This window comes from Pilimelia terevasa (genome assembly GCF_014647915.1).
In the GTDB taxonomy this organism is placed as follows: domain Bacteria; phylum Actinomycetota; class Actinomycetes; order Mycobacteriales; family Micromonosporaceae; genus Pilimelia; species Pilimelia terevasa.
Genome location: NZ_BMQC01000008.1, coordinates 16,764 through 37,078, shown reverse-complemented (window position 1 = coordinate 37,078; position 20,315 = coordinate 16,764). Strand labels below are relative to the sequence as shown.

Annotated in this window: 22 protein-coding genes; 13 read left to right on the top strand and 9 right to left on the bottom strand. The window is 69.8% G+C overall.

The features are described from left to right. Positions 1–18: 18 nt before the first annotated feature. From IEY75_RS12615 to IEY75_RS12555, 13 genes are read left to right on the top strand one after another with little or no spacing between them, the layout of a single operon-like run. Complete coding sequence (locus tag IEY75_RS12615; RefSeq protein ID WP_189114505.1) at positions 19–585, top strand: hypothetical protein; 567 nt, start codon at positions 19–21, stop codon at positions 583–585. After that, complete coding sequence (locus IEY75_RS12610) at positions 579–1,550, top strand: ATP/GTP-binding protein (protein WP_189114504.1); 972 nt, start codon at positions 579–581, stop codon at positions 1,548–1,550. The genes IEY75_RS12615 and IEY75_RS12610 overlap by 7 nt, the downstream gene beginning before the upstream one ends. Beyond that, positions 1,547–2,212, top strand: a complete 666-nt coding sequence (locus IEY75_RS12605) for an SAF domain-containing protein (RefSeq protein WP_189114503.1) — start codon at positions 1,547–1,549, stop codon at positions 2,210–2,212. The genes IEY75_RS12610 and IEY75_RS12605 overlap by 4 nt, the downstream gene beginning before the upstream one ends. Next, positions 2,212–2,967, top strand: a complete 756-nt coding sequence (locus IEY75_RS12600; RefSeq protein WP_189114502.1) for a CpaE/TadZ family protein — start codon at positions 2,212–2,214, stop codon at positions 2,965–2,967. The genes IEY75_RS12605 and IEY75_RS12600 overlap by 1 nt, the downstream gene beginning before the upstream one ends. After that, positions 2,957–4,543: a TadA family conjugal transfer-associated ATPase gene (locus IEY75_RS12595; protein WP_189114501.1), complete on the top strand. Its 1,587-nt coding sequence runs from the start codon at positions 2,957–2,959 to the stop codon at positions 4,541–4,543. Before IEY75_RS12600 ends, IEY75_RS12595 begins: the two co-directional genes overlap by 11 nt. Further along, positions 4,543–5,430, top strand: a complete 888-nt coding sequence (locus IEY75_RS12590; protein WP_189114500.1) for a type II secretion system F family protein — start codon at positions 4,543–4,545, stop codon at positions 5,428–5,430. Before IEY75_RS12595 ends, IEY75_RS12590 begins: the two co-directional genes overlap by 1 nt. Beyond that, positions 5,427–6,287, top strand: a complete 861-nt coding sequence (locus IEY75_RS12585; protein WP_189114499.1) for a type II secretion system F family protein — start codon at positions 5,427–5,429, stop codon at positions 6,285–6,287. The genes IEY75_RS12590 and IEY75_RS12585 overlap by 4 nt, the downstream gene beginning before the upstream one ends. 19 nt (positions 6,288–6,306) lie before the next feature. Beyond that, positions 6,307–6,525: a hypothetical protein gene (locus tag IEY75_RS12580; protein WP_189114498.1), complete on the top strand. Its 219-nt coding sequence runs from the start codon at positions 6,307–6,309 to the stop codon at positions 6,523–6,525. A 9-nt stretch (positions 6,526–6,534) separates the two neighbouring features. Next, a complete protein-coding gene (locus tag IEY75_RS12575) occupies positions 6,535–6,966 on the top strand; it encodes a TadE family protein (protein ID WP_189114497.1) in 432 nt (143 codons plus the stop codon). Further along, positions 6,963–7,424, top strand: a complete 462-nt coding sequence (locus tag IEY75_RS12570) for a TadE/TadG family type IV pilus assembly protein (protein ID WP_189114496.1) — start codon at positions 6,963–6,965, stop codon at positions 7,422–7,424. The genes IEY75_RS12575 and IEY75_RS12570 overlap by 4 nt, the downstream gene beginning before the upstream one ends. A gap of 17 nt (positions 7,425–7,441) precedes the next feature. Next, positions 7,442–7,846 carry a pilus assembly protein TadG-related protein gene (locus IEY75_RS12565; RefSeq protein WP_189114495.1) on the top strand — a complete coding sequence of 135 codons (405 nt, stop codon included), beginning with the start codon at positions 7,442–7,444 and terminating at the stop codon, positions 7,844–7,846. A 15-nt stretch (positions 7,847–7,861) separates the two neighbouring features. Beyond that, entirely contained in the window at positions 7,862–11,134 is a 3,273-nt protein-coding gene (locus IEY75_RS12560; protein WP_189114494.1) for a BTAD domain-containing putative transcriptional regulator, read from the top strand. Further along, positions 11,131–12,132, top strand: coding sequence for a DUF2637 domain-containing protein (locus tag IEY75_RS12555; protein ID WP_373290268.1), 1,002 nt, complete (start codon positions 11,131–11,133; stop codon positions 12,130–12,132). The genes IEY75_RS12560 and IEY75_RS12555 overlap by 4 nt, the downstream gene beginning before the upstream one ends. 136 nt (positions 12,133–12,268) lie before the next feature. On the opposite strand, the gene IEY75_RS12550 is transcribed toward IEY75_RS12555, so the two are convergent. The 9 genes from IEY75_RS12550 to IEY75_RS12510 form a co-directional block, all read right to left on the bottom strand. Then, positions 12,269–12,880 (bottom strand): hypothetical protein, encoded by a 612-nt coding sequence (locus IEY75_RS12550; RefSeq protein WP_189114493.1) that lies wholly within the window; start codon positions 12,878–12,880, stop codon positions 12,269–12,271. A gap of 112 nt (positions 12,881–12,992) precedes the next feature. Next, positions 12,993–13,796, bottom strand: coding sequence for a hypothetical protein (locus tag IEY75_RS12545; protein ID WP_189114492.1), 804 nt, complete (start codon positions 13,794–13,796; stop codon positions 12,993–12,995). Positions 13,797–13,896: 100 nt separating this feature from the next. Next, on the bottom strand, positions 13,897–14,634 hold the full coding sequence (locus IEY75_RS12540; RefSeq protein ID WP_189114491.1) for a hypothetical protein: 738 nt from the start codon (positions 14,632–14,634) through the stop codon (positions 13,897–13,899). A gap of 123 nt (positions 14,635–14,757) precedes the next feature. Further along, positions 14,758–15,276, bottom strand: coding sequence for a hypothetical protein (locus IEY75_RS12535; RefSeq protein ID WP_189114490.1), 519 nt, complete (start codon positions 15,274–15,276; stop codon positions 14,758–14,760). Positions 15,277–15,396: 120 nt separating this feature from the next. After that, positions 15,397–17,118, bottom strand: a complete 1,722-nt coding sequence (locus IEY75_RS12530; RefSeq protein ID WP_189114489.1) for a hypothetical protein — start codon at positions 17,116–17,118, stop codon at positions 15,397–15,399. 16 nt (positions 17,119–17,134) lie between these two features. Next, positions 17,135–18,385 (bottom strand): AAA family ATPase, encoded by a 1,251-nt coding sequence (locus IEY75_RS12525; protein WP_229789631.1) that lies wholly within the window; start codon positions 18,383–18,385, stop codon positions 17,135–17,137. Between the two features lie 158 nt (positions 18,386–18,543). Next, positions 18,544–18,873 carry a hypothetical protein gene (locus tag IEY75_RS12520; RefSeq protein ID WP_189114488.1) on the bottom strand — a complete coding sequence of 110 codons (330 nt, stop codon included), beginning with the start codon at positions 18,871–18,873 and terminating at the stop codon, positions 18,544–18,546. A gap of 126 nt (positions 18,874–18,999) precedes the next feature. Then, positions 19,000–19,383 carry a hypothetical protein gene (locus IEY75_RS12515; protein WP_189114487.1) on the bottom strand — a complete coding sequence of 128 codons (384 nt, stop codon included), beginning with the start codon at positions 19,381–19,383 and terminating at the stop codon, positions 19,000–19,002. A gap of 131 nt (positions 19,384–19,514) precedes the next feature. Beyond that, positions 19,515–20,258 (bottom strand): hypothetical protein, encoded by a 744-nt coding sequence (locus IEY75_RS12510; RefSeq protein WP_189114486.1) that lies wholly within the window; start codon positions 20,256–20,258, stop codon positions 19,515–19,517. Positions 20,259–20,315: the final 57 nt, after the last annotated feature.

Sequence of the window (20,315 nt, the reverse complement as noted above, 5' to 3'; positions counted from 1 at the left end):
GATGACGACCGTGGCGAGATGGCCATAGATAAGGTCATTTTGATTGGCGGAGCCGTGCTTATAGTTCTGCTCCTGGTCATCGTTCTTGTGCGCCCGTGGGGTTCATCAAAGAAGTCGCCGGTTTCGTCAGCGAGCCCAACCCTGTCGGCTTCCCTGGGTGCCAATGAGGCCGCAGCCGCCGATAAGGCCTTGAAAGCTTACGGCGATTTCAATGACACCTATGAGGCTGCGGGCGCAGACCCGGAGGCGGATATCCCACTCAAGGGCGCTGGGTCGCCGCTGAACCTGCAGACCAGCGCGTGGCTGGCGCAGATGGTGCAACAGGGCACCGTAACCAAGGGGCGACCGAAGCACGACCCGAAGGTTGTCGAAGTCAACGTGACGACCCGACCCTACTTCGTGAAGATCACCGACTGCTACGACAACAACGGCGCCAAGACGGTCGTGAAGTCCTCTGGTAAGGACATGACTGCACCCAACCAGCTTCAGCGGTACCTAGTGAACGCCAAGGCTGAGCCGTACGGCAAGAACGACGCCCAGTGGTTGATCTCCACGATCACGGCCGAACGGAAGACCCCGTGCTGAGGCACCGATCCGGCTGGCCGCCACTGATCGCGGCGTTGCTACTCGTGAGTTCCCTGACAGCCCTGCCCAGTGCTGCTGCCGCAGACGACGGCGGAGGCGTGGTCTGTCCGCCAGGCGGCAACAACTGCACCGTTGTCATCACCAAGCCGGGTAAACCCGGCGGGCCGATGCCCGGCAAGCCCCAGCCGGGCGGTGGTTCGGGTCCGCGCACGTGCGAGTGGGCGAAGCAGGAGGTGCCCTGCACGATCCCGTCACGCAGTTCGATCAGTACCTCCAAGACGGCGTGGTTCAACGGTAGCGACGGCTGCTACTACAACGTGATCGTCCCGGACCCGCAATCCGGCCCGCTGTGGGCAGGCCACCAGCCTGGCGACGGCGCGGTGTACGAGTACATCTGCTACCCGGCCAATGCGATCAGCCCGCTGGGTGTCGGCGGCGTGGGCATCAAGTGGCTCGCCTCGCCGCCGCCGGGTTCCGGCGCAGGAGTGTCACCGGCAGTATTGGCCGCCCGGGCGGTCAACTTGCTACCCATCCGCGGCGCGCAAATCGGCACCGCCCCCCGCCGCAACGGCTCTGGGCTGGTCGGGTTACCGGTCTGGCTGTGGACCACCGTCAGCCCGGCAACATGGGGTCCCGCCACCGCCTCGGCGTCGGCCGGCGGGCTCACAGTGACCGCTACCGCCAAGGCCAGCCGCATCCAGTGGCAGATGGGTGACGGCCAGTCGGTCACCTGCACCAACCCCGGCAGCCCGTACAAGGCCGCCGCCGGTGGCGCGGTTTCCCCGACCTGCGGCTACGTGTACCGCACATCGAGCAAGACTGCACCGGACGGGAAGTTCACCGTCACCGCGACAACCACCTGGGATGTGACCTGGGCCGGCGGCGGGCAGACCGGGCAGTTGACGACGACGCGGCAGGCGTCCACGACCTTGCAGGTCCGCGAGTTAGTTGTGGTCAACGGATGAGCACCCACACCGAACCCACCCGCCGCGGCGCGGTGGCCGCTCCGAAGGGCGTGTCGGGGAGGCGGGTGTCGCGGCCGATGGTCGCCGTGCTGGTGGCCATGTCAATCGCCTCCGCCCTGCTGGTCGCGTTGGTGGTGACCCGGGCGCACGGCGGCAGCCAGTACCTGGTCGCCGCCAAACCGATCGGGTTCGGCCAGAAGGTCACGGCCGAGGACCTTGTCATGGTGCGCGGTTCACTGGCCGAGGCCGCGCGCCCGCTGCCGGCGGATCAGCGGGACAAGGTTGTGGGCCGGTATGCGCAGGTGCCGCTGCTGCAGGGCCAGGTCCTGACCGCAGGCGACGCCTTCGTGGACGTGTTCCCGGAGTCCGGTAAGCGGATGGTGTCGGTGGCGTTGAAGGCCGAATTGGCGCCCGCTCAGCCGCTGCGCCCAGGCGCCAATGTCCAGTTGGTCGAGGTCCCTGCCGGCACCCCCGGCGGTGGGCGTGATGGAGGTGACCGGCCGCAGGTCGACATGGTGCCCGGCACCGTGGTGGCCGTGCGGAGTCTGGACTTCGGCGGCGGCACGACCGTGGACGTGATCGTTGGCTCTGACGAGGCTGGTCGTATTGCCGCCGCCGCGGCGGGGAACCGGATCGCGCTTGTGCTCGACGGAGGGCGCTGATGGCCGTGATCGCCCTGTGCTCGGCCAAGGGCTCACCCGGGGTGAGTCTGGCCGCACTCGCCCTGACGTTGTCGTGGCCGGCCCCGGTTGTCCTAGCCGAGGCGGACCCGGCCGGCGGCGACGCGCTGGCGGGTTTCTTGGCCGGCCAGGTCACCGCTGACCGCGGTACCGCCGAGCTGGCGGTCGCTAACGCCCGGGGCCGGCTACGCGATGAGTTCGACTCCAACCTCATTGACCTGGCTCCGCCGGCGGAACGCAAGTTGTTGCTGCCGGGCGTCGCTTCGCCGGTCGCGGCGGAGGTGGTGGCCGATATCGGTGCGGACCTTGCCGACCTGTTCGCCGACCTGGGCCGAGGGCGTGACGCGACGGACGTGATCGTTGACTGTGGCCGCATCACCGCCCCGCACGTCCTCTGGCCAGTCATCGCCGCCGCCGACCTGGCCGTGCTGGTCGTTCGATCGACCCTGCCGTCGCTGGCGCACGCCCAGCACGGCCTGGCCCAGCTCGACGCCGCGCGCGCCGATGCCGTGCCGGTGGAGTTGTTGGTCATGGACGACGGCCCCTATGTCCGTGAGGCCGGCCGCCGTCTGGACGCGCCGGTGTTGGATGTGTGGCCGTGGGCGCCGCGTGCCGCCCGCCGGCTGTCGTTCGGTGGGTCGCTGGGGCGCGGGAACCGGTTGATGATCGAGGCGCAGCGCACCGCTCGCGCCCTGCACACCCGCATCCGCTCCTCGGCGGTGGCGCATGTCCGGTAGCGCCCGCCCGCCGTGGGCCACCGGTCAGCTCCCCGCGCCCCGGCACCTACGCCCTGTCGGCGAGCCCGCTACTGTCGGCCGGCACGAGCGCCGCGACACCACCCCCGCGCCGCTGGTGCCCGCCGGCGACCACGTCGTGGCTCGCCTAGCGCCCCTTTCCACCGCGTCGGTGTCGGCAGCCGATGGGGTGGAGGCGGTGGACTACCAGCTGGTGCGGCAGCTGCACGAGCGGGTCGTGCGCGCCCATACCGCCACCGTCGGCGAGTCTGGCGGCGGCGAGGCGATTGGTGGGGTGGCTGCGGAGCGGGTTGCCGCCCGGGTGGTCGGTGAGTGGATCGACGCCCAGCGCCGTCACCGCCTTATCGCCCCGGCGTTTGAGGACGCCCTGTTGGAAGCGGTTCTGGCCGAGCTTGCCGGGCTGGGCCGGTTGCAGCGGCTGTTGGACGACCCGTCGATTGAGAACATCACCATCTTGGGCTGCGACGGCGTGCGGATCGAGTACCGCGACGGGCGGGTGCGGACCTCAGCGCCGGTGGCTGACAGTGACGCCGAACTCGTGGAGATGATCTCCAATTTGGCCCGGCGCGCCGGGGACATCGGGTCGACGGAGCGGTCGTTGTCGCCGTCGCGGCCGATGATCGACCTTCAGCTGGCTGACGGTTCCCGTCTGGCTGCCATGTACGTCATCTCGCCGCGGCCGGTGGTGGTGATCCGCCGTCACGGCGCCCTGGCTGTCGCTTTGGACGATCTGGTGTTGCCGCAGTACAGCATGCTGGACCGGCTGCTGGCCGACTTCTTGAAGGCGGCGATGGCCGCCCGGCTCAACATCATGGTCGCCGGCTGGCCTGGCGCCGGCAAGACCACCCTCCTGCGGGCCCTGGCCTCCGAGATCGGGTCCAGCGAGTGGTTCGTGACGATGGAGGAGTCCCGTGAACTTGGCCTGCACACCACCGGCGCGCATCCCTGGGCGGTGGCGTTGGAGACCCGGGAGGGGCATGGGGAGGTCGGGTCGGATGGTCGTCGGGCTGGGGAGATTCTGCTCGATGACATGATCCCGATGGCGCTGCGGCTGAACACCGCGCGGATCATCGTTGGTGAGGTCCGTGGTCGGGAGATCGTGGCGATGCTGCAGGCCATGGGCACCACCGGCGGCTCGTTGGGCACCATCCACGCCCGGGGCCCGCAGATGGTGATGGACCGCCTCGTCGAACTCGTCTTGTCCCACTCCGGCGAGCACTCCGTCCAGCGGGCTTTCCGGCAGGTGGCCGGGTCGGTCGACTTGATCGTGTACGTGTCGATGGTCGATGAGACGTCCATTGGCGGGCGCAAGCACCGGTTCGTCTCCCACGTTCTGGAAGTCGACGGCCTGTTCCCTGACGGCGATGGCGTTCGCACCACCACCGTTTTCGGCCCGGCTGACGCCGCCGGTGCCGGCCGGGCGGTACCGCAGCAGTTGCCTGAGCGGCATCTGGCCCGGCTGCGGCGGGCCGGCTACGACCCGCAGCCGCTGATCGCGCACCGGCAGGTGGGCCGTTGGCCGCGGCCGTTGAACACCATCGTTGGCGGTGACGGCTGATGGACAACCTCCTCGTTGCCATGGCCGCCGGAGCCATGCTCGCGGTCTGCCTGTTCTGGACGGTCGCCGCACTGACCGGCCGCACACCGCCGGGGCTGGGTGCGGTCGTCGGCTGGGCGAGCCGGCTGTGGGCCGGCCACAACCGCGGCGGTGCGACCGAACGGCGTATCCACCGCCGGCGGCTCGGCGTAGCCGCGATCGCCTCCCTGCTCGTGCTGGCGGTGTCCGGGATGCCGGTCATGGCCGCTCTCACCGCGCTGACCGTGGCCGGACTGCCGTGGCTGCTTGGTGCCGGTGCGTTGGAGGAGGCGGCGATCGGCCGGCTGGAGGCGGTGGAGTCGTGGACGCGCCGCCTCAAAGATTTGGTCGACACCGGTACTGGCCTGCAGCAGGGCATCATCGCTTCCGCTGCGACCGCGGCCCCGCAGATCGCCGCGGAGGTCCGCGCTCTGGCGATGGCGCTGCAAGCCGGGCAGCCGTTGCCGGCGGCGTTGCGGCGGCTGGCGGAGGCGTTGGATGATCCGAACGCCGACGAGGTCGTGGTGGCGTTGATCGCCCACGCCCAGGTCCGCGGCTCCCGCCTCGGCGACGTCCTGGAAGGCATCGCCTCCGCAGCCGCTGAGCAGGCGTCACTGCGGCGGGCGGTGCACGCTGAGCGCGCCAACGCCCGCCTCACCCTCAAAGTGTTGACCGGGATGGTGGCGGCCGAGTTCGCCGTCGGTTTCCTGGCCCCCGCGTATGCCGCCCCGTACGCCACCGCCGGGGGTCAGTTGATGTTGGCGGTGTTCTCGGCGGCGTTCATCGGGCTGCTGCTGGCCGCCCGCAGGCTATCGATGCCCCGCCGCCCGGCCCGCATCCTCACCCTCGACACCGGCGGTGTCGCATGACGCTGTCGACTTCGGGGATGCTCGCTGGGGCGGTGCTGGGCCTGTCGGTGGGGTTGTTGGTGTGGCAGCTACGCCCTGGCACCCCAGCCCTCGGCCCCGCTCTCAGCCGCCTTAACCCGGATCACCGGCAGACCTACCAGCCGCCCGCGGGGCGGGCGTGGGCGTGGCTGGCTGACAAGCTAGTCCCGGAAGCCGACCTGGCCTTACTTGATTTGACTCGCGGCAAGTACCTGTCGCACCTCGGGATGGCCGCGCTGACCGGCATTGTCGCGATCCCCGTGCTCGCTCTGGCTGCCGGTCTGGCCGGCTTGGATGTGCCGTTTGTGGCGCCCACGGCGGGTGGGTTGGCGTTCTCGGTCGGGGCGATGGTGCTGCAACGGCGTGGGGTCGCCGGCCAGGCCTGCACCGCGCGGGCGGAGTACCAGCGTGGGGTCTGCGTCTACCTCGACCAAGTCGCCCTATCGGCTGCCGCCGGACACGGACCCGTCGCCTCCCTGGAGCAAGCCGCGCAGGTCGGGTCGGGGCCGGTGTTCGACCGTATCCGCAGCACCCTGCTGGACGCCAAGCTGCGGATGGAAGCCCCATGGGAACGCCTACAAGCTCTGGGCGCGGATCTGGATGTGCCGGCGTTGGGTGATCTGGGGGACATCATGCACGCCTCCGGCACCGCCGGCGCCCACGTCTACAAGACCCTGCGGGCCAAGGCCACCTCGCTGCGTACCCAGGTCCGCTACGCCGAACTCGCCGCCGCGAAATCCTCCTCCACCGCCCTGGACGCCCTCGGTGCGGCGCTGGTGCTGGTGCTACTGGCAATCGCGGTCTACCCGTTCATCGCCCAACTCCACATCGCCACCTAACCTCGAAGGGACCCCCGCAGTGAAAGCACTCGTCGCCGCCCAACACCACGCCCACCGCCTAGCCAGCCACCTGGCCGACCGGCTGCGCGAAGGCCGCCACGACGACCGCGGCGAAGCCATCCAAACCGTCATCATCACCGCCGGCCTCGCCCTACTCGCACTGCTGGTAATCGCGGCGATCAAAGGCGCCGGCGGCAAGTTCATTGACGTCGTCAACGGCCTCACCCCCAACGGCTGACCGCCGCTCTTGCCCGCCCGCCTCGTCTCCGTTCTGCGCCGCAGTCTGCGGCGCCGATGGCGGCTGCACGAGGACCGAGGCGCGACCGCGATCGAGCTGGCGATCGTCGCCCCAGTCGTCATGATCCTCATCGTCGGCGGGGTGCAGGCGGCCCTGTCGATGTTCGCCAACACCCTCGTACTGGCCGCCGCCCAGCAAGGCGCCGACGCCGGCCGCCTCTACGACGCCCCAGCCGACGCCGGCCCCGACACTGCATCCCGGTTCCTGGGCAGGGCCGCTGGCAGGTTGGTTACCGACGCGCAAGTCAGCCAGGAACAGACGCCCACCACGGTCACGGTCACCATCACCGCCCGGACTGTGACCTTGATCCCCGGCCCGTGGAGCCGGATAGCCAAGACCGCCAGCGGGCCACGGGAGATCGTGACCGGAGGCGCACCGTGAGCCCGGCACCGGAACGCCGCTGGATTCGCGGGTCGGACGACGGGTCGGCGACGCTGGAAGCGGCGATCCTGGCCATAGTGCTGCTGCTGATTATTTTGCTCGCCGTCGCGGGAGGCCGGACCGTGCTGGCGGCCAACGCCGTCGCCGACGCCGCCCACGACGCCTCCCGCGCCGCGTCCCTGCAAACAGACCCGGCCGCCGCCCGGCAAGCCGCCGCGAAAGCCGCCCAGCAATCCCTGACCGGCAACGGCCTGCAGTGCGTTGCGACAGAGACCATCACCGATACCAGTGGTTTCGGCCGGCCGCTGGGTCAGCCGGCGCATGTGCAGGCCACCGTGTCCTGCACCTTGTCCTACGCACAGTTGGCCGCGCTGCCTGGCATCACCGCCACCAAGACGCTCAGCGCCGACTTCGTGTCGCCGCTAGATCAGTTCCGTATCCGGCAGGGCAACCCATGACCCGCCGAAGGCTTCTTGTGTCCGGGGATGACCGGGGTGCGGTCAGCGTCCTCGTCGCGATACTCGCCCCCGCCCTACTCCTCTTGGTCGGCCTCGTCGTTGACGCCGGCGGGATGGTCCGGGCGTTGCAGCGAGCGGAGAACGTCGCCGCTCAGGCCGCCCGCACCGCCGGCCAAGCCATCGACCTACCCGCAGCCATCGGCGGCGGCATCAAACGCATCGACCCAGCCGCCGCCACCCAAGCCGCGAGCGCCTACCTGTCCCGCGCCGGGGCCACCGGCACTGTCGCTGTCGCTGACGACCTGCAGTCGGTGACCGTGACCGCCACGATCACCTACCGGCCCACCCTGCTGGCGGCGTTCGGCTACCGCACCCGCACGTTGACCGGCCAGTCCACCGCCCGCCTGATCAACACCAACTAGAGGAGGTTTGCTGCCGTGTTGAGGATCTGCAAAGCCGCCGCATCCGTGCTGGCCATCGCCGCGCTCCTCCTCGGCGTCCCCGCCGTCCTGCTTGCCGCCGGCACCAACCCCTGGTCCGCGGCCATTTGGGCGAAGGAAAATTTGTGGGCGGTCGACTACGGCAACACTGTCCTACTCGGGGCCCTCACCCTCGCCGGGTGGATCGCCTGGGCCACCTGCGTGCAAGGGTTCGCCGCCGCCCTCCTCGACACTCTCACCGGTGGGCGGCGCACCCTGCCGGCGATCGGGGTGCAGCGGGCCGTGTTCACGTTCCTGCTCGGCGCGGTCATCACCAGCTCCACCACCGCGACCTGGGCCGCGGCATCCCACAATGGCTGGCAGCCCCGACCCGCCGCCGTCGCCGTCGCGCTCGCCGGCACCGCTGAAGCCACATCGTCGCCCGTAGGCGATCAAGGGCCGGTGGTGCATCAGGGTCCCGGTGCCCAAGACCCGTCCACGGTTATCCACACCGTGGTGCGCGGTGAGCACATCCTGGACTTGGCCGAGCGGTACTACGGCCACGCCCAGGCCTACACCCGCATCGTGGAAGCCAACAGCGGCGTCACCCAACCCGACGGCCGCGCCCTGCAGCCGGGCAGCACCCGCATCTACCCGGGCTGGCAGCTACGCATCCCCCACGCCACCCCCACCACCGACGCCGGGCAGCAGGTAGCCACAGATGCCGGCACCATCACCCTGGTCGCCGCCGGCCGCAGCTACGACGTCCACGTCCACCGCGGCGACAACCTGTACAAGATCGCCCAGCAGTGGCTCGGAGACGGCGACCGGTGGCCCGAGATTTACCAGCTCAACAAGCACCGCCACTTCGACGACGGCCGCACCCTCAACAACCCGCGGCTGATCTTCGCCGGATGGACCCTCGACCTTCCCGACGATGCTCAACCACCAGCCGGGCACACCAACCCAAAACCGACCACCCCCGCCACACCGCCGGTCGAGCCGGCTCAGCCGAGTAAGCCGGCCGAGCCGACCCTTCCCGCCACACCGGCCCCGACCCATCCAGCGCCAACTCCGAGTGGGCCGGCTACCCCGCCTACCGATGACGGGGTCATCACTACCACTGCCGCACCGCAGTCACCTTCGACATCGACGCCGAGCAAGTCGGCGCAGCAGCCTGCGCCGGCTACCTCCCGGCCGGGTATCGACCTGCCCGGCGGGGGCTGGGTCGACGCCGGCCTCGCCGCCGCACTCGCCACCGCCGCGGCGGCGGTGTGGGCGCACCGCAACCGCCGCTACCGGCGCCTGGCCGGCGTCAGCCGCCGGCGCCGCGACGCTGACCTACCCGCCGTGTCGGCACTGGTCAAACATGTGCGCGCCCGGCTAGCACCGACGTTCGGCCCGCGTGGCGCCCGCCCCGCAACCACCCCGGTAGCCGATGAGGTGGCGTCCTGGGTGTCCGACCTGCGTCCCACCGGGGAGCCGGGTGATCTCACCGGCGCCGACCACGACTCTTCGGCGTTGATCGACAGCGACTGGCAGCCCGCGCCGGACCGCGAGATCATCGCCGAACAGCAAACGCCCCCGCAGGTCGAACCTGCGGACGTGGTGAAGGTGGAGCCGGGACCGGCGACACCGGTCGCCCCGTCCACCGACGGCGAGCACGCGCAGGTGTGGCCGACCGCCGGCCTCGGCCTCACCGGCCCGGGAGCGTTGGCCGCCGCACGAGGACTACTGGTCTCCGCGCTGGCATCTGGCAGTCCTGACGATCCGCAGGCCCGCACCGAGGTCATCATCCCCGCCTCCACTTTGGCGTCGCTGCTCGGCGCCGCGGCGGTGCAGGTGCCCAACACCACCAGCCGGCTGATCGTCACCAACGACCTGGTCACCGCCCTGGAAGAGCTGGAAGCCCACGCTCTCTACCGGGCACGGCTCTGCCAGGAATACGAGGCCGTGTCCATCGCCCAGTTCCGCACCGAGCAGCCCGACCGGGAGTTCGTGCCACCGCTGGTGCTGATCACCGACGTCACCGGGGAAGCCGACTCCACCCGCCTGGAATGGTCACTGGCCGCCCACTACCGCCTCGACGTGCACGGAGTGATCTGCGGCGACTGGCCGCGCGGCGACACCATCCAGGTTGCCGCCGATGGCACCACCACCCCAGCCGTCGGAATCCGATACGGGGAACGGCACCGTAACGGCCACCCCGCCGACCTCGGCCGCCTCACCGTCCTGGACGAAGCACAAACGCTGGAAATGTTGCTCACCCTCATCGAAGCCCAAACCGGCACACCCGCACCCCGACCGCCAGCCGACACCATCCCCGACTCCGACGACGCGCGGCTGACCGAGGACGACCCGCGGCGGCTCGATGAAACTGCGGCGTCTGGCCAGGACCAACCCGCCGAAGTGCCCGACGTCGCGGACACGAGCGCCGAGTCATCGGCCGGCCCGGACGATGTTGGCGCCGAGGACACCGATCACGGTGACGCCGCCGAACCGGCGACCTCCATGCCGGCCGACACCCGCCAGCCGCTACCAGTGAAGTTGACCGTCTTGGGCACGGACGCCCCGTTGGACTACACCGGCAGCCGCGAATACCGCAGCCGCGTCCGGGAGTTGCTCACCTACCTGATCGCCTCCGGCGGCACCGCCCACGAAGACACCCTGTTCGAAGACCTCCTACCGGATGTCACCTACAAGGCGGCCCGGGACCAGATCAACGTTGCCAGTTCCCTGCTACGCAACATCCTCGGTGAGGTCGCCGGTGTCCCGGCGAAGCGGTTCGTCGTGCGTAACAGCACTGCCCACGCCGTGCAGCTCGGGCCACAGGAGCTACTCGACGTGGACCTGTGGCGCATGCGTGACCTTGTCGGCCAAGCCAAAACCGCCGGGAACAGCATCACCCGTACCCGGCTACTGCGCCAGGCGGTGGACACCTACACCGGTGAGCTGGCCGCAGGCGCCGACTACCCGTGGGTCGATCTGTACCGGGAGCGGACCCGCCGCGACTACATCGACGCCGTCCTGGCCTTCACCGACGAACTCGTTGACGACCCCGCCCAGATCCTGCGGGTCGTGCGCCCCGCGATCGGCGCCTGCCCATACGCCGAGGCCCTGTACCAGAAAGCGATGAAGGCAATGGCAGCCCTTGGAGACGCTGACGGGATCCGGGCGCTGCGTCGGACCATGAACAAGGCCATGGAGGAACTCGGCGTGGAAGCCGAAGAAGACACCCGACAGCTGGCCACCAAGCTCCTGGCCGACCTCACCGGCCGGAGGCGACCATGACCAGCACCGATACTCGGACGCCGGCGAAGCTGACCCTTGGGCAGTTGCGGCGGCTGCGGTGGGCCGTCCGCGCGGTGCTGTTCCTCGGCGTCGCCGCCTCGGTGGCGGCGAACATGCTCCACGCCCCCGACGACCCGATCGCCCAGGGCATCGCGGCCTGGCCGCCGCTGGCGCTGTTAGCGACCATTGAGGTCATCGCCCGCGTCCCCGTCCACCGCCGTGACCTCGCCGTGCTGCGGATGCTGGCCACCATCGTCATCGGGGCGATCGCGGCGTGGGTGTCCTATTGGCATATGGCGGCGGTCGCTGGACGGTTCGGTGAGGCTGGTATCACCCCGTACCTGCTGCCTATCTCGGTTGACGGGATGGTCATCGTGGCCTCGGTCAGCCTCGTCGAACTCGCCGGTCGTATCCGCACCGCCCAAGCCGACACCACCGTCCCAGCCGGGACCAACCCGGCAGCGCAGCCAACACCAACACCGGCCCAGGCGCCGGTGGCGCTGCAGAGGGTGCCGGAACGCCAACCGGTTGTCGCTGCCCTCAACGGCGCCAACGGGCACACGGCGCTGCAGACTGTGGAACACCCGCCTCTGCTGAACGTGCCTGCCATCGACGGCCCGAACTATCAGCCAGATCAGCCGACCCCCACACCTGCGATCGCGGCCGAGCCCACCGGTGATGCGCCGGCCATCGTTGACCCACAGCCCACAGCCTCAGACGACACCGCAGCAGCAGCGGACCCGCTCACCGACGAGAAAAGAGCCGAATCGCGTGCTGGTAACGGCCAGCACGCGGACCCGACGCCTCCGGCGGCGGATGGCGAGGACGAGATCCCGAAGTACACCAAGGACGCCGTCGTCTACCTGCTACGTCAGGACCCGTCGCTGGACGCCGCCACCATCGCCGAAAAGCTCAACCGCCATCCCAAGACGGTGCGCCGCTACATGCCCGACGACGTCAAACGCACCCGCGAATCCGACCGGCAGCCGCCGACCTGATGTCGGCAGTCGCCGTCCGGCAGACCAGTCGCACCCCGAAATGCATGCGACAGGCTTGCGGCGCGCGGAAGCGCCCGTCACGGCGCCCGCCGGTGCCTGGTTGGTATGGCGGGCGCCGCGACGCGCGCAACGGTGGCTACTCGCCGGCGGTGGCGGCGGGCAGGGTCAGGTCAAGCCGGCGGGTGTGGACGCCGGCGGGAAGGTTCCCCGGCTGCCACAGGTCGGCGGTGCCGGCATCGGGGAACGGGCCGACGGGTAGGAGCCGCCGCCGGGTCCAGTCGATACACAGCACGATCTGCGGACCGTGCCCGCTGGTCGAGAACTCAACCTCGGCGGGGATCCGCGGGTGCACCTCGTGCCAGGAGCCAACCAGGGCCGGGAGCTGTTCGGCTGGCGGATGCAACGCGGCGGTGAAGGTGACCGCGACGGCCGTGTCCGCTGCGGCGATCGCCGCGGCCTTCGTCTTCGCGACCGTACGTCCCCTGTACGGGCCGTGTGCCCGCACCTGGCCGGTTGTGGTGAACACCAGCAGGGTGATGGGGTCGGAGTCGGTGATGGAGTCGATGGGGTGCATGGTGAACGCGTCCCCGGTGGTGATATCCACAAACGACACCATGACCGGTGCCGTGTTGTCCTGGTCGCGGGTCCACTCGATGATGTCGAAGTGCTCCGTCAGGAGTTTCTTGAGTTTGACGTAGGCGCCGTTGGTGGGTTCGAAGACGCCGTGGGGCACCGATGGAGTTGTCATCTTCTGCTTCCTGATTCGGTGGGGATGCCGCGGCCGGGTTGGTGCGGCGTTGGACATGGACGCTTCGCCGGCCGCCGCGGGTCAAGTCGCATCCCGGCGGCCGGCGGCGACGTCAGCTGGGGGTCGGGTTGGTGCGGGCGTCAGTGCCGGGCGGCAGGTCCGGCGCCTGCCCGGTATCGACTCCGCCGGGCGCCCCAATCGGGCCGGTAGCGTTGCCGGGTTCGGGGTCGGTCCAGTGCAGTGCGCGTAGCGGCCAGAAGGTGCCTTCGGGGGCGTTGATTTCGATCAGGATCCGGTAGCTGGTAGCGCCGTTGTGGTCGACGGTGTTGAGGGCGAAGTGGTCGCCGAACCGTCGGATCAACGGCCTTGACGGTTTCGGCCGCAGATGCCGGTGCCCTTCGCTGATGACGGTCATCGCCTGCCGGTCGGCGCGCACTATCGGCCAATGCGGTCCGCCGTCCGCCGGTGCGGTCACCGTGACCGGGCCGTGGCTGCCGGCCGGGATGAGTGGCCGCTTCTCCCAGACGATCTTGTCGGGGGTGAGGGCGTGGATGCGGGCAAGTCGGCTGCTGTGAGTGGTTAGCCGTTCGTAGGCGGCCGTCCGGTCACGGACCATCGTCTGGTAGCTGGTGGCGGCGGCAGCCAGCAGCGGGGCGTGGCTGAGGACGTCGTCGATGTGGAGGTTCTGGTCGCCGATGTTGTCGCGGAGCATGTCGATGGTGCCGGCGAGCATCCGCTGCTGGTAGCCGGCGGCGGCGTAGATGGCGGCGGCGCGGATCCAGCTGGTGCAGGTGTCGGGGTCGTTGACGAACGTCCACCCCATCTCGCAGGGTTCCACCTCGTGGCCGGCGGCGGCGGCGAGTTCGTGGAGGTACTCGCGTATGCCCGGGGTTTCACACAGGTCGTAGTCGATCATCGTCTCGGTGTTCCTTCGGGAGAGGGGAACGCCGAAGGCGCCCGGTACCGCGTGCTGCGGTGGGCGCCTTCGGCGACGGAACGGGTGGTGCGGATGGGTGTCAGTCGGGTTGCTGGTCCTGGCTGGTTGTGGTGGTGGGTTGCCAGCGGTGATCGCGTAGCAGGTAGGAGCAGTCCCCGTCGGAGGTGATGACCGGGATCAGAAGCTGGTCGAGGTTGCCGCGGTGGGGACAGGCGATGGTCTCGACGAACGTTTCGCCGTCCTGTCTGATCACCGGGTTTGCCGGCGACGGGGCAGTGCCGGCGGTGGCGGCTACCAGTGACCGCAGTTGCGTGTCGGTGATGCGCACCAGCGGCCATCCGCCGCCGGGCGAGTTGCTGGCGGGGGTTTGCACCGTGACGGTGTGGTCCGGCTGCCGGTGCGGGGACAGTGTTACGTCGTCCCAGTCCGTGAAGTTGCGGTGCAGCGCCCCGTAGTTGTGGAGTTGGTGTAGGCAGTGGTGGATTCGCATCGCCGTCTGAACTCTGGCCTGCGCGTATTGGGTGTGGGCGTTGTTGCAGGCGTCCAGGCTGGTGATGTAGCCGCCGATGTCGGTGAAGTCGGTGTTGGTGTCGCCGACCTCGCCGCGTAGGAACGCCACCGGCTGGTGCAGTAGGGCCAGTTGGTAGTCGGCGGCGGCGTAGGCGCCGAGCTGGGACCAGATTTCCAGCACGCTGTGCGGCTGCTGGCCGATTTGGATCCACATTTCGTCGTGGTCGATCTGGTAGCCGTGGTGGTCCAGGAACGCTTGCAGGTAGGCGCCCAGACCAGCGGCGGGCTCCGGATACCTGTTTCTCACAGTGGCACTCGCTTTCGTAAAGGTGCGGAAGGCGCCCACAGCCGCGCAAGTGCGGGCTGGGGCGCCTTCGGCGTGGATGGCTAGGGCAAGCAGAGCCCTGCCGGCGAGGCGGCGGGACTCGGGTTACAGGTAGGTGTTGGGGTGGACCAGATCGCCGCGGTCCACTTTGCGTACGGTGATTTCGGTTTCGGGTCGCAGGTAGGAGTTGGCGACTTTGCTGAGGCGTAGGGCGGAGACGAGCTGTTCGCGGGCGTCGTCCTCGGCGGAGTCGATGGACTCGGCGTCGGCGTCGATTTCGAAGACGATTTCGACGACGACCCGGTAGCGACTGCGCAACGGCTCCGCGCGGCAGGCCTGCAGGAATCCTTGCGCCCACTGGTAGTCGGCGTGGTGTTCGGTGACGGCGTCGTGGATCTGGGTGTGGATGGTGCGGCGCAGATTGTCCAGGCCGTCGTGGAGGCGTTGGGCGTTGCGGATTGGGTCGTCCAGGTGCCCTGCGAGCGCCCGGACGGTGTCGGCGGTCCAACGCTGGGGGCTGGTGTCGGTGTGGGTGGCCTGCGCCCACGCCTGCTGCAACACCTTGGCCAGCGCCTCTGGCACCACGACAGCTGGGGTGGCGGTGGGTTCGGGATGGTTGAACATCACGGTTCCTTCCTTCTTGGGCAATACGCGAAGCGCCTCACCGCGGGTCGGTGAGGCGCCAGATGACCGGCCGTCGGGTCGGTGCGGCCGGACATCTCTTGCCGGAGCCGGCATGCCTGCCTATTGGCGGCGGAGGGCGGCGGTGGCGGCTTCGGTGATGGCGTTGCCGGCTTGCGCCGGGGCAAGGCCGAGGCGTGCGGTAACGCCGTGCAGGGGTTGGCTGTCGGCGGGGCCCAGCCACAGCACCGCGCATCCGGCCTTGCGGAGCCGGTCGAGTTGTTCCTGCCCGCGCAGGCGTTCGGCGAGCAGCAGCTCGCCGTCGGAGACGATGACCAGCAGCCGGGCCCCACCACGGGGGTCGGACAGGTGCAGCGCACCGTCAAGGGCGTCCACTGTCGTGCAGAACCCGCGCGTGTGGCTTTCCAGCCCGAGTTGGCGGACGTGTCCGGGTGGTTGGCCGGGGTAGGTGATGGGGGTGACGTCGCGGCCGAAGGTGATGGTGGCGGTGTGGGCGCCGGCCCAGGCGGCGGCTTGGGCGGTGATCCACGCCGCCGATTCACACGGGCCCAGCCAGGCCCGCATCGACACCGACACATCCACCGTGATCCCGACCGCCAGCGGTGGATCGAGCACCCGCCGGGAGGTGCTGCTGCGCCACGGTTGGGCGTCTGGTCGGACGCCGGCGGCGCGTTGAGCGGCGGCGGTGACAGCGGCGCGGGCGATCAACCGGCCAGGTGGTGTCGCCGCTGTCGTGGACACCACGACCGGGTCGCGTCGGGCGGCGGCTTTCAACGCCCTGGACAGTTGTCGGGCCGTCGCCTGTTCCGTCTGCTGTGGCTGGCGTGTCGGGCCTGTGGCGGTGGCGCGGCGGCCGAACACTTTCCGGGCCGCGTCCCGGGCCTGGGCTTGCGCCTGGGCTTCAAGGGCCCGCCTGGCGTTTCGTGCAGCCGCTGCCGCCGCGACGTGAGCGTCGGCGTTGGTGGTGGTGTGGGCGTCGGCGAGGTCGGTGGCGGCGACCGCGGCGGCGGTCGCTGCGGCTGCCTTCCGCGCCGCACCGTCCACGCCGGGTGGTCCGTCGGGGACCAGCAGGACCGGCCCGATCAGGCGGGTGTCGATGCCCAGGACGTCGCACCACTGCCGGCCCAGGTCCAGCATCCGGTCGGCGTCGCCGTCTTTGGTGCGTAGGGCTTTGCGCCAGATCTTGCCCAGCTCCCGCAGCCGGTCGGTGCCGATCAGCTTCCGCACCGCCGTACGGGCAGGCCGAACTTCGCGCCGGTCCAGAATCTTGGCGTCGGCTCGGGCCAGGAGTAGGGCGGCGAGGGTGCCGGCGGTCCAGGGGTTGTCGACTGTGGGGATGTCGGCGAGCAGGAGCTTGGCGGCCATCGCCCGCAACCACCTACGGTCCCCAGGCCGGCGTTTGAGCTGTCGGCATTCGATGCGTGGCTCTTCGAGCAGGGTGGCGGCTTCGATGACCGGCCACGGCACCCCGGCGCCGGTGCTGACCCTGCACCATCGCGAGTGGGCGGCGTGTCCGGCCTCGTGCACTAACGCCCCCCACGCCACGGGGTAGGCGTCGCGGGCGGTCGCAGCGGTCGGGTCGACGGTGTGGGGGTCGATGTCGATCAGGTGGCTGTTGACTTCGATGGTGTTGGTGGCGGGGATGAAGCACGCCGGAGCGCCTCGGCCCGCTCCGGGTTGGATGACCACGGTGAGGTCGGCGCGGTCGGCCAGGTCGGCGACTTGGGCGGTCCAAGCGGCCGAGTAGCGGGCCCAGATCAGATCGGTCGCGGCCGGCCGGCTGGGGGTAGGGGTGGTGGTGACGTGCCGGTTGATCGTTGTCATCGCTTCAGCCGCCGTCTCAGAGCTGCTTGCCGAGAGCAAGACCAGTCACGATGCGGCGACCGAACTGCTTGGCTAGGACCTCGGCGACGGTGTCGCGGTCCTCGACCGGGGCGACACCGGCCAGGTTGGCGATCGCGCTGTCGGTGTCCAATGTGTCGGCGATCTTCTTGAAGCCCAGCAGCTCGCGCAGTTGCGGCGCCCAGCCGATCTGGCCTGCCTGCACCTTGGCGTTCAGCTCCACCGCCGCGCGTACGGCCCGGGAGTCAGCACCTAACGCCCGGGCCAGGTCGTAGTCGGTGGTGACGTGGATGTGGGCGGAGAATCGGGAGGCCAGGGCTTCGGTCAGGACCGCGCCGTGCACGCCCGGGTTGTGGCCGGCGATCACGTAGAACCCGTTAGCTGCTGTCACGGTTCGGCCGCCGTCGGCCTTCACCACGATTTGGCGGCGGCCGTCCATCGCCGGATACATCACCGCCAACACCCGCGGCGAGATCAACGTCGCGTCGTCGATGAACAGCACCTCCCCGGCCTGCATCGCCGTGGGCAGAGGGCCGGGTACGAACCGGTAGCCGGCCCTGTCGGGTACGTAGTCACCGATCAGGTCCCCGACGGTGGTGTCGCCGTCCCCGGCCACGGTGTGCAGTTCGGCGCCGAACGCCGCCTCCACCACCGATGTTTTGCCGGTGCCGGGTGGGCCGTAGAGCAGAGCGGCGATACCCGCCCCGCGCAGTTCCTGCAGCACGTCCACATCACGGCGGCCGGCCAGCCGGCGTGGGTGGTACGGGGTGCCGTTGGGGCGCAGCACCGGCCCCGACGGTGCTGGCGCCGCTGCTGGCGCCGGGCGGGGCGCCGGTGTTGGCCGGGTGCGGGCCGCGGCCGGCGGGGCGTCCAAGACGCCGACGGCCAAGTTGTCCTGATGTTGTTGCAGGCCGGCGGTGGTGACGTGGAAGACCTTCTTCCCGCCGGACACCTCCCCGGTTACGTGGTCCAGCTCCACCAGTTTGGTGATCGCTTGACCGACCGCGCCGGTAGAACGGCCGCCCAGGGCGCGGGCGATCGCACCGATGGTGTTGCCGTCGGCGGGCTGGCTGACCAGGTGTGCCAGGACCTGGGCACGTAGCTGCCCGGGGCGCAGTGTCGGCAGCCCCGACACCGTCAGCGTCGCGGGCGGTGCGGGGGGCGCCGTGGTGCTGGTAGTCGCGGCGGTGGGGTTGGGGGCGGTCATCGACCAGGCTGGCGGGCTGCCGGCCGGATTGTAGGGATGCATGTTGGGTGCTCCTGCCATCAAATGGGCAGGAGGTGGCCGCCCCGGTCTGGGCGCGGCCACCTCCTGGGTGAAGGTGAACGCGCCCACCAGGTGGGCGCCGGGGTGTTACAGCTACTGCCGCGGTCGGCCGGTGTACGGCTGGTCAGCGGCTACGGCGGTTACGGTCGGGGGTTGTCCTGCAGCGGCAGACTCATCGTGATCTCCAACGCCAACGCCACTCGCGTAACCCACTGATCGGCCCGCGCGCACACCGCACGGTCGATAGCGGTCCACTGACCGGCCGGGATGCAAAACTGGGCCGGCTGGATCTGACCGGTGGTGAACGCGACGATGTCGAAGCCCCCACGCCCCGCGGCGGCCAGCAGCGGGTTGTAGACGGCAGCCAGAACCCCCCACATCAACTTGTGCGGGTCGGTCGCGGCGTCGACCGCTCGCACGATCCCGGTGATCTCCGCATGTGTGTAAACGTGCCGAACTGGTGTAGACACTGCTTCTCCTCATGAATGACGGAGGTCGGGCTTCGGCGTTCGCCGGCACCTCCCACCCCCTGTATCGGGCCGATCCGTAGATGTGCGCAGCCGCTGCTGGGGAGCGCATTGGCGGTCCTGGGCGGGCTATCGGTGCTGGTCGTGTGGGCAGTACCGGGAGCAGTTCCCGGTCGGGTACAGCGCATCCAAAGCCCGTTTCGCGCCTGCGGTCGCATATTTGCCGAGGCCCCAGCGGGGCAGCAGACCCAGCAGCTGGTGGGCCAGCCGGTGCCGGAGGTTCAGCTCCCGCTGGTGGGCCTGGGCCAGCCGCTGCCGACAGTCGGCCTTCACGCTCTCGCACTGCCGGTGCAGCATGCGCACCTCCGCCGCGAGCCAGGCCGTCTCGTGTTTGTCCAGCAGCTCGAAGTAGCCCAGCCGCTTGTCGTACTCCTCGCGCACCGCCTCCGGGGCGGAGTCCTTCGGCTCACCGCCGTAAACACCGGCGGCCGGCCGGACTCTCTGATCACTCACAGGTTGGCCGGCCGAAGCTTGGCTGGTGGGCGGTGGGCATCCTCCGGGTGCCCGTAACAGCCCGGTCGGACTGTCTGGAGCTGCTGCATCGTCGACGTTGCCACTACTGTTCATCGGGGTCGGATGTCCTTTCAGGAATGAAATGACCAGGTGCCGGGCTGCGGCCGGTCGAGCGGGTAGGTCGGCGCATGCGAGCAGCCGAACTCGCCGCCGATAGCGGTGCCGTCGTCGGTAATCCCGGCGTCGCAGGTGATGCAGCGGCGGGGGATTGTGTGGAAGAGCAACCCGTAGGTGATCCCGGCCTCGGTGTGGACCAGCAGCGACAACGGCCCGTCGCGGTGTACGCGGGTGCGGGCGCCCAGGGTCAGTTGGAACATGCGTGACAGCTGCCGCTGCCAGGACACGACCGCGTCCAGGTGGTAGCGGCTGCCAGGCCCGTAGGCGGCGGCCAGCGCGTCGCAGTAGGCGCTGGCCGCGCTGATCACCTCGGTGGCATCCCGATCGGCCTCCAGGTGGTGCACGCCGGGCAGGTTCACCCTGACCGGCAGGTCTGGGGTAGGCACCGTGGGGTCCGGGTAGTGCGAGGGCAAGCCGATGGCGAGGTCGAACGCGATGACCGGTGCCAGGCCCCACTGGTCGGCGCGGGCCAGGATGGCTTCGGTCACCGCCTGCCACTGCGCCAGCGGGATCTCATGCTCGGCCGGGCGGACTGCGGCGTTCTGGCCTGAGCCCGTCGCGTACTGGGTCAGTAGCGGCTTCCAGATCGCTTCCATCGCGCCGCGCATCAGCCGGCCGCCGTCGCCGGCGGTGTTGATCGCCTCGACGATCGCAGCCAGCTCGGCTGCGGTGTAGACGTGCCGTTTCAGGTTGGGCATTGCTGCTTCTCCTCATAGTGAGGAGGCAGGGAAACGCGGGCCGGCTCCGCCGGCGCG